The 13,708-nt window shown below is 63.5% G+C and carries 14 protein-coding genes; 10 read left to right on the top strand and 4 right to left on the bottom strand.

Annotated elements, in window-relative coordinates:
- The first annotated feature begins 28 nt into the window (after positions 1-28).
- On the top strand, positions 29-3,391 hold the full coding sequence (mscK, locus tag AD664_RS18510) for a mechanosensitive channel MscK (protein WP_042727915.1): 3,363 nt from the start codon (positions 29-31) through the stop codon (positions 3,389-3,391).
- 37 nt (positions 3,392-3,428) lie between these two features.
- Complete coding sequence (gene selO, locus AD664_RS18515) at positions 3,429-4,892, top strand: protein adenylyltransferase SelO (protein WP_047736098.1); 1,464 nt, start codon at positions 3,429-3,431, stop codon at positions 4,890-4,892.
- A 37-nt stretch (positions 4,893-4,929) separates the two neighbouring features.
- Here the strand turns inward: selO and AD664_RS18520 are convergent, their stop codons facing one another.
- From AD664_RS18520 to AD664_RS18530, 3 genes are all read right to left on the bottom strand, one after another.
- Positions 4,930-5,331 (bottom strand): type II toxin-antitoxin system HigA family antitoxin, encoded by a 402-nt coding sequence (locus AD664_RS18520; protein WP_042727917.1) that lies wholly within the window; start codon positions 5,329-5,331, stop codon positions 4,930-4,932.
- Positions 5,328-5,624 (bottom strand): type II toxin-antitoxin system HigB family toxin, encoded by a 297-nt coding sequence (locus tag AD664_RS18525; protein ID WP_047736099.1) that lies wholly within the window; start codon positions 5,622-5,624, stop codon positions 5,328-5,330. The genes AD664_RS18520 and AD664_RS18525 overlap by 4 nt, the downstream gene beginning before the upstream one ends.
- A gap of 203 nt (positions 5,625-5,827) precedes the next feature.
- A complete protein-coding gene (locus AD664_RS18530) occupies positions 5,828-6,733 on the bottom strand; it encodes a LysR family transcriptional regulator (protein WP_218187113.1) in 906 nt (301 codons plus the stop codon).
- 150 nt (positions 6,734-6,883) lie between these two features.
- On the opposite strand from AD664_RS18530, the gene ycaC reads away from it, so the two are divergent.
- Together ycaC and trxC are read left to right on the top strand one after the other, a co-directional pair.
- Entirely contained in the window at positions 6,884-7,510 is a 627-nt protein-coding gene (ycaC, locus tag AD664_RS18535; protein ID WP_053148476.1) for an isochorismate family cysteine hydrolase YcaC, read from the top strand.
- A gap of 173 nt (positions 7,511-7,683) precedes the next feature.
- Complete coding sequence (gene trxC, locus AD664_RS18540; protein ID WP_053148479.1) at positions 7,684-8,106, top strand: thioredoxin TrxC; 423 nt, start codon at positions 7,684-7,686, stop codon at positions 8,104-8,106.
- Between the two features lie 117 nt (positions 8,107-8,223).
- On the opposite strand, the gene AD664_RS18545 is transcribed toward trxC, so the two are convergent.
- A complete protein-coding gene (locus AD664_RS18545; protein ID WP_042727922.1) occupies positions 8,224-8,994 on the bottom strand; it encodes a ParA family protein in 771 nt (256 codons plus the stop codon).
- 361 nt (positions 8,995-9,355) lie between these two features.
- Between AD664_RS18545 and AD664_RS18550 the strand changes: the two genes are divergently transcribed.
- Genes AD664_RS18550 through AD664_RS18575 form a run of 6 tightly spaced genes read left to right on the top strand, consistent with a single transcriptional unit; the run spans position 9,356 to position 13,580 of the window.
- Entirely contained in the window at positions 9,356-10,075 is a 720-nt protein-coding gene (locus tag AD664_RS18550) for a beta-ketoacyl synthase chain length factor (protein ID WP_042727923.1), read from the top strand.
- Positions 10,051-10,860 carry a 1-acyl-sn-glycerol-3-phosphate acyltransferase gene (locus AD664_RS18555; protein WP_042727924.1) on the top strand — a complete coding sequence of 270 codons (810 nt, stop codon included), beginning with the start codon at positions 10,051-10,053 and terminating at the stop codon, positions 10,858-10,860. Before AD664_RS18550 ends, AD664_RS18555 begins: the two co-directional genes overlap by 25 nt.
- Entirely contained in the window at positions 10,841-11,098 is a 258-nt protein-coding gene (locus AD664_RS18560) for a phosphopantetheine-binding protein (protein WP_042727925.1), read from the top strand. The genes AD664_RS18555 and AD664_RS18560 overlap by 20 nt, the downstream gene beginning before the upstream one ends.
- A gap of 9 nt (positions 11,099-11,107) precedes the next feature.
- Positions 11,108-11,362 (top strand): acyl carrier protein, encoded by a 255-nt coding sequence (locus AD664_RS18565; RefSeq protein WP_030140951.1) that lies wholly within the window; start codon positions 11,108-11,110, stop codon positions 11,360-11,362.
- Positions 11,359-11,904, top strand: a complete 546-nt coding sequence (locus tag AD664_RS18570; protein ID WP_042727926.1) for a membrane protein — start codon at positions 11,359-11,361, stop codon at positions 11,902-11,904. Before AD664_RS18565 ends, AD664_RS18570 begins: the two co-directional genes overlap by 4 nt.
- Positions 11,901-13,580: an AMP-binding protein gene (locus AD664_RS18575; RefSeq protein ID WP_053148482.1), complete on the top strand. Its 1,680-nt coding sequence runs from the start codon at positions 11,901-11,903 to the stop codon at positions 13,578-13,580. Before AD664_RS18570 ends, AD664_RS18575 begins: the two co-directional genes overlap by 4 nt.
- Positions 13,581-13,708 lie beyond the last annotated feature (128 nt).

Consider the following 13,708-nt stretch of genomic DNA (forward strand, 5'->3'; position numbering starts at 1 on the left):
CCCACTCTCACTTGCTCGACCGGTCTCTATGCCTACCCTGCGCTCCTTTTTCGCCGCCGCCCTGCTGGGCCTGAGTCTCTCCGTCTGCACCCTGCAAGCTGCCGAAGTGCCCGCCCGTGAGTCGGTGCAGGCCAACCTGGACAAGATCGCCGACCGCAAGCTGCCGGAAGCCGACCAGAAGGCCTTGCAAGCGGTGCTGCAAGGCACCCTGACCCAGCTGAACAACAAGGCGGACTACGAACAGAAGCTGCACGCCCTCAAGCAACAACTGGCCAACGCGCCGAAACAGAACATCGAAAACCAGCGCGAACTGGCCCGGCTCAAGGGCACCAGCGTGGTGCCGGTGGCGCAACGCTACGCCAACCTGCCGATCCCCCAGCTCGAACAGATGCTCGCGGAGCGCTCCACCCAGCAGGGCGATCTGCAAAAAGCCCTGGCCGACGCCAACAGCCTGATCATCACCGCCCAGACCCGCCCCGAGCGCGCCCAGGCTGAAATTTCCAGCAGCCAGACCCGCATCCAGCAAATCAACGCCATCCTCAAAGCCGGCCGGGACGCCGGCAAGCCCCTGAGCGGCGAACAGCGCGACCAACTCAATGCCGAACTGGCCGCGCTCAACGCCCTGATCCCGTTGCGCCGCCAGGAACTGGCCGGCAATAGCCAGTTGCAGGACCTGGGCAACGGCCAGCATGACTTGCTCACGGAAAAGATCGACCGCATGGAGCAGGAAATCCAGGACCTGCAAAACCTGATCAACCAGAAGCGCCTGGCCCAATCCCAGGAGACGGTGACCCAGCAATCCATCGAGGCCCAGAAAGCCGGGAGCAGCAGCCTGCTGGCCACCGAAAGCGCCGCCAACCTGAAGCTTTCCGACTACCTGCTCAAGAGCACCGACCGCCTCAACGAAGTCACCCAGCAGAACCTGCAAACCAAGCAACTGCTCGACAGCGTCACCCAGACCGACGCGGCCCTGGACGAGCAGATCAGCGTGCTCAAGGGCAGCCTGCTGCTCTCCAAGATTCTCTACAAGCAGCGCCAGACCCTGCCCCGGCTGAAGCTGGATCAGAACCTGGCCGACCAGATCGCCGACATCCGCCTGTACCAGTTCGAAGTCAGCCAGCAGCGCGAGTTGCTGAATAACCCCAGCGCCTATGTCGACAGCCTGCTGGCGTCGCAACCGTCGGAGCAGGTCACGCCGCAACTGCGCAAGACCCTGCTGGACCTGGCCCTGACCCGCGTGGACCTGCTGGAGCGACTGAACCGTGAGCTGAGCGCGGTCCTCAACGAATCCATCACCTTGCAGCTCAACCAGAAGCAACTGCTCAGCACCGCCCAGAACCTGCGGGCCACCCTCGAAGAGCAGATGTTCTGGATCCCCAGCAACAAGCCGCTGGACCTGGAATGGTTGCGCGCAGTGCCGGCGCGGCTGGAAAAACAGGTCGATTCGTTGCCCTGGGCCTCGAGCCTCAGCGAACTGGCCGACGGCCTGACTCAACGGCCGCTGCTGTTCCTGCCCCTGGCGTTGCTGATCGGTGCCCTGCTGTGGCGGCGCAAGAGCCTGTACGCGCGCCTGAACAAGGTTCACCAGGACGTCGGCCACTTCAAGCGCGACAGCCAACTGCATACCCCCCAGGCGATCCTGATCAACATTCTGCTGGCAATGCCGGTGGCTCTGGCACTGGCGCTGTGCGGCTACGCCCTGCAGATCGACGCCCGCGGCCAGAACGCCAACCTTGGCGCGGCGCTGTTGCAGATCGGCCAGGCCTGGCTGGTGTTCTACACCGCCTATCGAGTGCTGGCGCCGGGCGGCGTAGCCGAGCTGCATTTCCGCTGGGAGAAACCCCAGGTCGAATTCCTGCAAGGCTGGATCCGCCGCCTCGGGCTGGTGGTGCTGGCGCTGGTGGCCGTGGTGGCGGTGGCCGAGTTGCAACCGGCGGCCCTGGCCGACGACGTGCTGGGCATGCCGGTGGTGCTGACCTGCTACGCGCTGATGGCGTGGCTGCTCAGCCGCTTGCTGCTCAGCAGCCCGACGCACAAGAACACCTCGCTGTTTCGCAAGGCCGTCGGGGTGATGTTCACGGCCTTGCCGATCGCGCTGTTCGTGGCCGTGTGCTTCGGCTACTACTACACCGCGCTGAAGCTCAGCGACCGCTTGATCAACACCCTGTACCTGCTGATGTTCTGGCTGGTGATCGAAGCCACGTTCGTGCGCGGCCTGTCGGTGGCGGCGCGGCGCCTGGCCTACCAGCGCGCCCTGGCCAAGCGCCAGGCCGCCAAGGAAGCCGGCGACGGCGAGGCGGTGGTCGAGGAACCGACGCTGGACATCGAAAAGGTCAACGAACAGTCCCTGCGCCTGATTCGCCTGGCTCTGCTGGGCGGTTTCATGGCCGCGCTGTACTGGGTCTGGTCGGACCTGATCAGCGTGTTCTCGTACCTGGACAACATCACCCTCTACGAATACACCAGCGGCACCGGCGCCAACATGAGCATGGTGCCCATCAGCATCGGCGACATGCTCGGCGCCCTGATCATCATCGGCATCACGTTCGCCCTGGCCCGCAACCTGCCGGGCCTGTTGGAAGTCTTCGTGCTGTCGAAGCTGAACCTGGCCCAGGGCAGCGCCTATGCCACCACCACGCTGCTGTCCTATGTGATCGCCGGTGTCGGTTTCGTCACCACCCTCTCCACCCTCGGCGTGAGCTGGGACAAACTGCAATGGCTGGTGGCCGCGCTGTCGGTGGGCCTGGGCTTCGGCATGCAGGAAATCTTCGCCAACTTCATTTCCGGGATCATGATCCTGTTCGAGCGCCCGGTGCGCATCGGCGACACCATCACCATCGGCAACCTGTCGGGCACGGTCAGCAAGATCCGCATTCGCGCCACCACCATCACCGACTTCGACCGCAAGGACATCATTGTCCCGAACAAGACCTTCATCACCGGGCAACTGATCAACTGGTCGCTGACCGACACCGTCACCCGGGTAACCCTGAAACTGGGCGTCGACTACGGCTCGGACCTGGACCGTGTCCGCGAACTGCTGCTCAAGGCCGCCCGCGAAAACCCACGGGTGCTCAAGGAGCCGGAACCGATCGTGTACTTCCTGAACTTCGGTGAAAGCACCCTGGACCACGAGTTGCGCATGCACGTGCGCGACCTCGGTGACCGCAACCCGGTGCTGGACGAGATCAACCGCTTCATCAACCGCGAATTCAAGAAAGAGCACATCAACATTTCGTTCCGGCAGATGGAGATCTACCTGAAGAACCTGCACGGCCAGGAGTACAAGCTGGTCCCGGCCGAGCCCGACAACAAGACGCTCTCGCCCGTGCCTTCGACCGTCGCCAGCATCAAGCCGGTCCCCGAACCACCGCAACAGACACTCGACTGATCGCGGGGTGCCTTGAGGCATCGCGCCGGAGACGGCCATGAAAACGCTGGAAACCCTGACCTTCGACAACCGCTTCGCCCGCCTGGGCGACGGTTTCTCGGCCCATGTGCTGCCCGAGCCGATCGACAATCCCCGGCTGGTCGTCGCCAGCCCGGCCGCCATGGCGTTGCTCGACCTGGACCCGGCCGAAGCCCAGTCATCGTTGTTCGCCGAGCTGTTCGGCGGGCACAAGCTGTGGGCCGAGACCGAGCCTCGGGCGATGGTGTATTCGGGGCACCAGTTCGGCCATTACAACCCGCAACTGGGCGATGGCCGCGGGCTGCTGCTGGGTGAGGTGTACAACGAAGCCGGCGAGCATTGGGACCTGCACCTCAAGGGCGCCGGCCAGACCCCTTTCTCGCGGATGGGCGATGGCCGCGCGGTGCTGCGTTCGTCGATCCGCGAATTCCTCGCTTCCGAAGCCCTGCACGCCTTGGGCATCCCCACCACTCGCGCGCTGTGCGTGATTGGCTCGGACACCCCGGTCTGGCGCGAAAAACAGGAGCGCGCCGCCATGGTCCTGCGCCTGGCCCCCAGCCATGTGCGCTTTGGTCACTTCGAGTATTTCTACTACACCAAGAAGCCCGAGCTACAGGCGGCCCTCGCCGAGCACGTGCTGAACCTGCACTTTGCCGAATGCCGTGAACAGCCGGAGCCGTACCTGGCGATGTTCCGCGAAATCGTCGAGCGCAACGCCGAGCTGATTGCCAAATGGCAGGCCTACGGCTTCTGCCATGGCGTGATGAACACCGACAACATGTCGATCCTGGGCATCACCTTCGATTTCGGGCCGTTCGCCTTCCTCGATGACTTCGACGCCCACTTCATCTGCAACCATTCCGATGACCAGGGCCGCTATTCATTCAGCAACCAGGTGCCCATCGGCCAGTGGAACCTCAGCGCCCTGGCCCAGGCCCTGACGCCTTTCATCAGCGTCGAAGCCCTGCGCGAAACCCTTAGCCTGTTCCTGCCGCTGTACCAGGCCCACTACCTGGACCTGATGCGCCGCCGCCTGGGCCTGACCTGCGCCGAAGAGGACGACCAGGCACTGGTGGAGCGCCTGCTGCAATTGATGCAGAACAGCGGCGTCGACTACAGCCTGTTCTTTCGCCGGCTGGGTGAGCACGACCCCGAACAGGCCATCGCGCAACTGCGTGATGACTTTGTCGACCTCAAGGGCTTCGACGCCTGGGGCGAACTGTACGTCGCCCGCGTCGGCCGTGACGGTGCGCCGGACCAGGCCCAGCGCCAGGCCCGCATGCACGCGATGAACCCGCTGTATGTGCTGCGCAACTACCTGGCGCAAAACGCCATCGATGCCGCCGAGGCCGGCGACTACGACGAAGTCCGCCGCCTGCACACGGTGCTGAGCAAACCGTTCGAAGCACAACCGGGCATGGACCGCTACGCGCAACGTCCGCCGGAGTGGGGCAAGCACCTGGAGATCAGTTGCTCTTCGTGATGCCGTTCCACAGTAGCAATGGCATCACATAACCCCGTCAGATAAAGGTTTCCACCGAGACGCCGAAACGCTCGGCCAACCAACGGATCTGCCGCACGTTGAGTTGGCGCTTGCCGCTCAGCACCTCCGACACCACCGATTGGGTACCTACCCCAGGCAGGTCGCTCTGGTTCAGCCCATGTTCACGCATCAGATAACGCAACGTCTCGACGCCGCTGGCCTTGGGCATGGGACGATGCTGATGATCCCATGCCTCGATCCATTCGCCGATGATGTCCACCAGGCTCATAAGTGGATGGGTTTCGTCTTCGCCGATCCGCTCCAATAATTCATCCAAGGCCCCGGCCAGCCGATCGTAATCGTCTTCACTCCTGGGTTTGCGCAGCAGAGGCGACACAAACTCCCAATGGGCGGCGACTTGCTCAATCAGTGCACTCATCCCTTTTCCTCCTTCCACTTACCTTTATCGTACGCTTGATGGTCCAACACGCTCTTGATGTACAAACGCCGGGCCCGATAGCGAACCACGGCGATCAATCGCAATTTATTGCCACCGATGTCGAACACATGGAGCGGCCCGACTTTGTCGATGGCAGGAAAAATCGACTTCATCGCTGCAAAATCGATCGGATTGTTGCGCTTGATCAACCGATACCATTGATCCAACGCGCTGGCTGAATGTGGCCATCGCTCCTTGGCCTCCCAGATACGCTTCTCAGTTATCACATGCATGCAATGTCCTTATCGCACTTTGCTATAGAGGAGTTAAACATAGATCGAGCTCATCGCAAATCGCGATAATCCCGAGTAGACAAGCGGTTGCCAAAGTGCAACTTCAGCCTAGCGACCGCAGACGCCACCCTCCGGCTGAAAATGTGAGCAGGTGTGAGACTTGCGCACACCTGCAACCCATCGAACACGCCCTGTGTTCTGCGCTAGGCCATGTCACTGCGACTGAATTCCTCGGCCAGGAAGTCAATCAGCGTACGCACCGACGGCAGCAACCCGCGCCGTGAGGCGAAGATCGCGTGGACGATCCCGCATTTGGGCGTCCAACCCGGCACCAGTTCCACCAGGCGACCGGCCGCCAGGTCCTCGCGCACCACCACGTTGGGCAGGTGGGCGATGCCGACGCCCGCCAGCACGGCGTGACGCAGGGCCAGCAGGTCGTCGGTGACCATGCGCGGTGCGTGACGAATCAACGCACTGGCGCCGTCCGGGCCGAACAGCTCCCACTGGTATTCCCGCTGCGCCGAGCCCCAATGCACGCTGGGCAGCCCATTGAGGTCCGCCGGGGAAGCGGGTGACGACAAGCGCTCGCGGTACATCGGGCTGCCCACCAGGCATTGAGTGCTGTTGCCCAGCACCTTCATGACCATGTCGGTGTTTTCCAGCGGTGGGAAGCGCACCCGCAGGGCGATGTCGAACCCTTCGTGGATCAGGTCGACCCGGCGGTTGGTGCTCTCGATGAACAGCTCCACCCGCGGGTACTGGAGCATGTAGCGGGTCAGCATCGGCCCGACCCAGCTGTTGAGCAGCGCCGTCGGGCAACTGATGCGCACCAAGCCCTGGGGCTCGGAACGGTTGCGCTCGATCACTTCGGCCGCGCTCTCGGCCTCGACCCGCATCGCCAGGCAGCGCTGGTAATAGGCCTGGCCGATCTCCGTCAGCGTGCAAAGGCGGCTGGTGCGGTGGATCAATCGCACGCCAAGCCGCTCCTCCAATTGGGCAATACGCCGGCTGAGCTTCGACTTGGGCATGTCCAGCGCCCGGCCAGCGGCGGCGAAACCACCGTGTTCCACCACTTGGGTGAAGTAGTACAGCGTGTTGAGGTCTTCGATGATCGTTCTCCAAATAGAACGCTAAGGCGGATTTTTGCAGTCTAGCGCATCAAAGGTGTCGCTTTTAATCTATATCCATCGCTTAGGAACACCTTCACACCCGTTAATCACGCCGAACCGATCGGCACCCTAACTTAAGAGGACTGCACCATGACCACTTCCTACAACCGCCTGGACAAAAACAACGCCGCCGTTCTGCTGGTGGACCATCAGGCCGGCCTGCTGTCGCTGGTACGCGACATCGACCCGGACCGCTTCAAGAACAACGTGCTGGCCCTGGCCGACCTGGCGAAGTACTTCGAGCTGCCGACCATCCTCACCACCAGCTTCGAAACCGGCCCCAACGGCCCGCTGATGCCTGAACTCAAGAACCTGTTCCCGGATGCGCCGTACATCGCCCGCCCCGGCCAGATCAACGCCTGGGACAACGAAGATTTCGTCAAGGCGATCAAGGCCACCGGCAAGAAACAACTGATCATCGCCGGCGTCGTCACCGAAGTCTGCGTGGCCTTCCCGGCGCTGTCGGCCCTGGCCGAAGGTTTCGAGGTGTTCGTGGTCACCGATGCCTCCGGCACGTTCAACGAGCTGACCCGTGACTCGGCCTGGGACCGCATGTCCACTGCCGGCGCTCAATTGATGACCTGGTTCGGCCTGGCCTGCGAGCTGCACCGCGACTGGCGCAACGACGTGGAAGGCCTGGCGACATTGTTCTCCAACCACATCCCGGACTACCGCAACCTGATGACCAGCTACAACACACTGACCAACGCTAAATAACAGCGACGTCGTACACAATGTGGGAGCGGGCTTGCTCGCGAAGGCGGTGTATCAGTCGACATCCAGGTGTCTGATACATCGCCTTCGCGAGCAACCCCGCTCCCACATGGGTTTTCGGTGGTTTCTATATAGTGTTCAATCTGTGCCAATGATTTTTCCGGGAGACTGACCAGATGCTGATCCCCTGCCCGCACTGCAACGGGCTCAACCGCATACCCGCCGAACGCCTCGGCGACCAGCCCAAGTGCGGGCGGTGCAAGGCCCCCGTGCTGTCGAGCGGACCGTTCGAACTCAAGCAAGGCGATTATGCCAGCCAGATCAAGGGCGACCTGCCGTTGTTGGTGGATGTGTGGGCCGACTGGTGTGGGCCGTGCAAGGCCTTCGCCCCCGTGTTCGAGCAGGCAGCCGCGCAACTGGTGGGCAAATGCCGGCTGGCCAAGCTCGACAGCGAGGCCAACCAGGCGTTATCGGCGCAATTGGGAATCCGCTCGATTCCCAGCCTGATTCTGTTCAAGGACGGTCGGGAAGTGGCGCGCCAGAGCGGGGCGTTCCCGTTGCCGCAACTGATGGCCTGGTTGCGCAGCCAGGGGATTTGAAGCCACCTCATTGTGGGAGCGGGCTTGCTCGCGAATACGCTATGTCATCCAAAGCTTGGGTGGCTGATACACCGCATTCGCGAGCAAGCCCGCTCCCACAGAGGGTTATGCTCGGATTCAGGCGCTTTCCAGCATCCCATGCAACTCGACGAACTGCTGGGTCAGCTTGTGCCGTGGGTCCAGGTGGATCAGCGGCAGGCTGGCCTGGTGGGACTCGCGCATCCGCACCGAACTGCTCAGGTACACCGGCAGCACCGGCAGGCCCTCGGCAATCAGTTCGTCCAGGATCTGCTGGGGCAGGCTGGCGCGGGCCTGGAATTGGTTCACCACGATCCCTTCGACTTCCAAGCCCTCGTTGTGGTCGTCCTTGAGCTCTTCGATTTCCGCCAGCAGGCCATACAAGGCCTGCCGGGAGAAGCTGTCGCAGTCGAAGGGTATCAATACACGATCGGCGGCAATCAACGCAGAAACCGCATAGAAGTTCAACGCCGGCGGCGTATCCAGGTAAATCCGGTCGTAGTCCTCCTCCAACTCTTCGAGCAGTTTGCGCAACTTGTTGATCTTGTGTTTCGCCTCGAGCTTGGGCTGCAAGTCCGTCAGCTCAGAGGTGGCGGTGATGACGTGCAGGTTGTCGAACGGGGTTTCGTAGATGTCCACCTTGTTCTTTTTCGAGAAGGGCCCGGACGACAGGGTCTGCTTGAAGAAGTCGGCGATGCCCATGGGAATGTCGTCGCCCGTCAGGCCGGTCAGGTATTGGGTGGAGTTGGCCTGGGCATCCAGGTCCACCAACAGCGTGCGATAACCCTCGCTGGCGCTGACCGCCGCCAGATTGCAGGCGATGCTGGACTTGCCCACGCCACCTTTCTGATTGAACACCACACGCCGCATGACAAGACCTCCGTGTATCAAAGATTCCCGAGTGTAGTTGGCCGCAGCCCCGCTTCGCTACCTTCTACGTAGAAGGACTACAGCATCAGTGGCTTTTTCCAACAAGGCGACGTCCATAAGCGCCGGGAATGACGGAAAACACCGGCAGACAGGCGGGCTCCGATCACCAGAATGAGCCGTCCCTCACATTAAGCGGACCAACCGGTACATTTTGCTGGGCAAAATGTAACCAGTATTTGCTACAAGCCAACCGCACCGGGATAATGCGCGCCACTTGGGTCGCAGGACCGTGCAGGGTTGGACGCGGGTCAGATCGCTGACCGTGACAAATAAAAAGCCCGCAGGGGTGGGGTGAACGCTTTTGATCAACTTCAACATCGCCCAATGGCGCGCGTGGGCCCCTGGGCTCGAAAGCGTGGACGATTGGCAGGCGTGGAGCCGACAGCCGGTCGTGCTGGCCGCCAGCGATGCCGCCCCGGACGTGTCGTTCCTGCCCGCCATGCAGCGCCGGCGCCTCAGCCGCCTGGCGCGGATGGCCTTCAGTGTCGGCTGGCCCCTGGCCGAAGACCGGCCGGACCTGCCGTTGGTCTTTATTTCCCGCCACGGCGAAACCCCACGCACATTTGAGATTCTCAAGGACCTGGCGGCCGACCAACCCTTGTCGCCGACCCAGTTCAGCTTGTCGGTGCACAACGCCGTGATCGGGCTGTGGTCGATCATGCGGGGCGAAACCAGCGAAATGACTGCCCTGGCCGCCACTGGCGACGGGCTGGAGCACGGCGTGCTGGAAGCCGCCGCGTTGCTGAACGAAGGGGCGCCGGCGGTATTGCTGGTGATCACCGAAGAACAACCGCCGCAGGTCTATGCGCCGTGGGTCGACGACGTACCGTTCCCCTACGCGCTGGCACTGCTGCTGACCCGCGGCGACGACTGGCAACTGGACCTCGCCGCCCAGGACGGACAACCGCCGGGCAGCGAGTGGCCCCATGCCCTGGACCTGGTGCGTACGCTGCTGAACCACCAAACCACCTGCCAACATGCCTGGAAGAATCGTCTATGGACCTGGCAACGCAACCGGTGACCGGTAAACAACGCGACGCCTACTATTGGCGCCTGGTCGCGACCGCCGCAAGCTTTGCCCTGTTCGGGTTTGGCGGGTTGTGCCTGCGCCTGCTGGTGTTCCCGTTGCTCGCCTGCCTGCCCGGCGATGCCCAGGCCCACCGGCACAGAGCCCGCCGCACGGTCGGGCGATTGTTCTGGTGCTTTATCCGCTTCATGGCCCGCACCGGGGTGCTCACCTACCAGATCGACGGAGCCGAACGACTCGGCCGGCCCGGGCAGATGATCATCGCCAATCACCCGTCGCTGATCGACGTGGTGTTCCTGATCGGGCTGGTGCGCGACACCAACTGCGTGGTCAAGCAAAGCCTGTGGGACAACCCTTTCACCCGCGGCCCGCTGCGCTCGACCCAGTACATCAGCAACGACGGCAGCATGGACATGCTCGATGCCGCCAGCAACGCCCTGCAAGAGGGCCAGACCCTGATCGTCTTCCCCGAAGGCACCCGCACCCAGCCAGGCGAAGCGCCGGCATTTCATCGGGGCGCGGCCGCCATCGCGCTGCGGGGTGCGAAAATCCTCACGCCCGTGACCATCAAGGTCAGCCCCACCACCCTGACCAAGGCCGAACCCTGGTATCGCATTCCCGCGCGCCGCGTGCATTTCAGTTTCCGGGTCGGTGCCGATATAGACCCACAGGCATTCGCCGCGCTCGGCCCGCCGCCGCAAGCGTCGCGCAGGCTCAACGATTTTCTGCATCACTATTTCATCAAGGAGCTCGCCGAAGATGAGCGATCTGCACCGTGACATCAAACAGCTGATCATCGACGCCCTCGGCCTGGAAGACATCGGCATCGACGACATTGGCGACCACCAGACCCTGTTCGGCGAAGGCCTGGGGCTGGACTCGGTAGATGCCCTGGAGCTTGGCCTGGCGATCCAGAAACAGTACGGCATCAAGATCGACGCCGACGCCAAGGACACCCGTAACCATTTCAGCAATGTGGCAAGCCTTGCGGCCTTCGTCACTGCAAAACGCCCCTGAGACCGGACCATGCAAACTCGTGACGACATTTTCAACACCCTTCGCGATGCTCTGGTCGAGCTGTTCGAGCTGGACCCCGAGCGCGTCACCCTGGAATCGAACCTGTACCAGGACCTGGAGATCGACAGCATCGACGCGGTCGACCTGATCGATCACATCAAGCGCCAGACCGGCAAGAAGATTGCCGCCGAGGAATTCAAGTCGGTGCGCACCGTCAACGACGTGGTCGAGGCGGTCTATCGACTGGTCCAACCGGCCGCATGACCCGGCTGATTGGCCTCGGCCTGCTGCTGGCGGGCCTGCTGTACCCCTTTGCGGTGTATTTCGGCATGGAGCATTTCGCCCCATGGCAGTTCGGACTGCTGCTGGGTAGCCTATGGTTGGCCCGGGCCCTGCTCGGCAGGGGCGGGCCCGGCAGCCATTGGATGGCGGCCACGGCGATCGGCTTCTGTGCCTTGCTCGCGTGGTTCGACAGCCCGGCCCTGCTGCGTTGGTACCCGGTACTGATCAGCGCATTCATGCTGGGGCTGTTCGCCCTGAGCCTGAAGTACGGTCCGCCGATGATCGAACGCCTGGCCCGCCTGCGCGAGCCGCAGTTGCCAGCCCGGGCCGTGGTGTATACGCGTCAGGTCACGTGGGCCTGGTGCGTGTTTTTCCTGTGTAACGGTTTGCTCGCCGCTGCCCTGACCCTCTGGGCGCCGCTGAGCTGGTGGATGTTGTACACCGGCCTGATTTCCTACGGATTGATGGGGCTGCTGTTTGCCATTGAATGGCTCATACGACAACGGGTAAGAGGCCGCCCATGAATTGGATAACACTTGAGCAGATGCTGCTCGAGGCTCAGCCGGAGCGTGCCGTCGCGGTCGCCCCGGCACTGGATCATGCGCAACTGCGCGACGCCGCGCTGCGCCTGGCCGCTGGCCTGCAAGCCCGGGGCGTGCGACATGCGGCCGTCCACCTGGAGGACGCCGCCGACCTCGCCATCACCCTGCTCGGTGCCTGGCGCGCCGGAGTGCGCGTGCTGTTGCCCGCCGACCTGCAAGCGCAGACCCGCCAGCGTTGGGCGGCGGAGGTCGACCTGTGGCTGACCGACCAGCCCGGCGACACTCACCCCGATGACGTGCAACAGGCGCCGATGACCGCCGCCCCGCTGGACCTGGACCGCTGCTGGCTGAGCCTGTGCACCTCCGGCTCCAGCGGCGAGCCCAAGCGCATCGAGAAAACCCTGCGCCAGTTGAGCAACGAGGTCCACGCCCTGGAGCAACTGTGGGGCGCCGAGCTCGGCCCGGCCTGCATGATCGGCAGCGTCGCCGCCCAGCATATCTATGGCTTGCTGTTTCGCGTGCTGTGGCCACTGTGCGCCGGGCGCACGTTCGTGCGTCGACAGCTGGCGTTCCCGGAAGACCTGCAACGCGCCAGCCGCGAGCATCCGGCTTTTGCCTGGGTCGCCAGCCCGGCGCTGCTCAAGCGCATGGGCGACAACCTCGACTGGACAGCCCTGAGCGCCGTGCGCCGGGTGTTTTCTTCCGGCGGCGCGCTGCCGTCCGACGCCGCGCACAGCTTGCAGCAGCGCCTGGGACAATGGCCGACGGAAATCTTCGGCAGCTCTGAAACCGGCGGCATCGCCTGGCGCCAGGGCGCTGAGCTGTGGCAACCCTTCGCCGACGTCGAACTGAGCCAGGACAGTGACGGCGCCCTGCTGATCGCCTCGCCCTACTTGCCGGCCGGGCACGTGGAACACAGCGCCGACGCGGCGCGAATCGCCGATGATGGACGCTTCGAGCTGCTCGGGCGGCTGGACCGGATCGTCAAGCTCGAAGAAAAACGCATCTCTCTGCCGATGCTGGAACAGGCACTGGTGGCCCACGACTGGGTCAGCGAAGCCCGGCTGGGGGTGGTGCAGGAAAATCGTGCCTCCCTCGGCGCGTTGGTGGTGTTGAGCGAAACCGGCCTGCGCACCTTGCGCAACCAGGGCCGCCGCGCCGTGACCGAAGGCTTGCGCCGCCACCTGGGCGAACATTGCGAAACCCTGGCCTTGCCACGGCGCTGGCGCTGGCTGCGGCAGCTGCCGCTCAATGCCCAGGGCAAGCTGCCCCAGGCCGAAGTCGAAGCGTTGCTGCTGGCACCCCGTCCCAAGGCCCCGGAAGTACTGGCCCAGGTCGAAAGCGACGGTGAGTGGAACCTGCAACTGCGGGTGCCGCCGGACCTGGCCTACTTCAGCGGCCATTTCCCCACCGCACCGGTACTGCCGGGGGTGGTGCAGGTCGATTGGGCCATGAGCCTGGGCCGGCAACTGCTGGACCTGCCACCCCGGTTCGCCGGCATGGAAGTGCTCAAGTTCCAGCAACTGGTGCGCCCCGGCGATGAACTCCAGCTGCACCTGCGTTTCGACGGTGAACGCGGCAAGCTGTACTTCGCCTACCGCAACGATACGGCGGCGTGCTCCAGCGGGCGGATTGTGTTGGGGGCGGCTGATGACTGACTCGCATGTCTGCATCACTGCCCCGTGGCGAGGGCGCTTGCTCCCGCTCGAGTGCGCAGCGCTCGCTTCAGAAAAGCGGGGGGCTGCTGCGCAGCCCAGCGGGAGCAAGCTCCCTCGCCACAGGGGAA

It is taken from the genome of Pseudomonas sp. P97.38 (assembly GCF_001269745.1).
GTDB lineage: Bacteria > Pseudomonadota > Gammaproteobacteria > Pseudomonadales > Pseudomonadaceae > Aquipseudomonas > Aquipseudomonas chlororaphis_E.

Excerpts from the sequence above, each read along its gene's own strand:
- AD664_RS18575 (WP_053148482.1), top strand. The coding sequence starts at position 11,901 with ATGAATTGGATAACACTTGAGCAGATGCTGCTCGAGGCTCAGCCGGAG.
- trxC (WP_053148479.1), top strand. The coding sequence starts at position 7,684 with ATGCTGATCCCCTGCCCGCACTGCAACGGGCTCAACCGCATACCCGCC.
- AD664_RS18555 (WP_042727924.1), top strand. The coding sequence starts at position 10,051 with ATGGACCTGGCAACGCAACCGGTGACCGGTAAACAACGCGACGCCTAC.
- AD664_RS18565 (WP_030140951.1), top strand. The coding sequence starts at position 11,108 with ATGCAAACTCGTGACGACATTTTCAACACCCTTCGCGATGCTCTGGTC.
- AD664_RS18525 (WP_047736099.1), bottom strand. The coding sequence starts at position 5,624 with ATGCATGTGATAACTGAGAAGCGTATCTGGGAGGCCAAGGAGCGATGG.
- AD664_RS18520 (WP_042727917.1), bottom strand. The coding sequence starts at position 5,331 with ATGAGTGCACTGATTGAGCAAGTCGCCGCCCATTGGGAGTTTGTGTCG.
- mscK (WP_042727915.1), top strand. The coding sequence starts at position 29 with ATGCCTACCCTGCGCTCCTTTTTCGCCGCCGCCCTGCTGGGCCTGAGT.
- AD664_RS18570 (WP_042727926.1), top strand. The coding sequence starts at position 11,359 with ATGACCCGGCTGATTGGCCTCGGCCTGCTGCTGGCGGGCCTGCTGTAC.
- selO (WP_047736098.1), top strand. The coding sequence starts at position 3,429 with ATGAAAACGCTGGAAACCCTGACCTTCGACAACCGCTTCGCCCGCCTG.
- ycaC (WP_053148476.1), top strand. The coding sequence starts at position 6,884 with ATGACCACTTCCTACAACCGCCTGGACAAAAACAACGCCGCCGTTCTG.
- AD664_RS18560 (WP_042727925.1), top strand. The coding sequence starts at position 10,841 with ATGAGCGATCTGCACCGTGACATCAAACAGCTGATCATCGACGCCCTC.
- AD664_RS18545 (WP_042727922.1), bottom strand. The coding sequence starts at position 8,994 with ATGCGGCGTGTGGTGTTCAATCAGAAAGGTGGCGTGGGCAAGTCCAGC.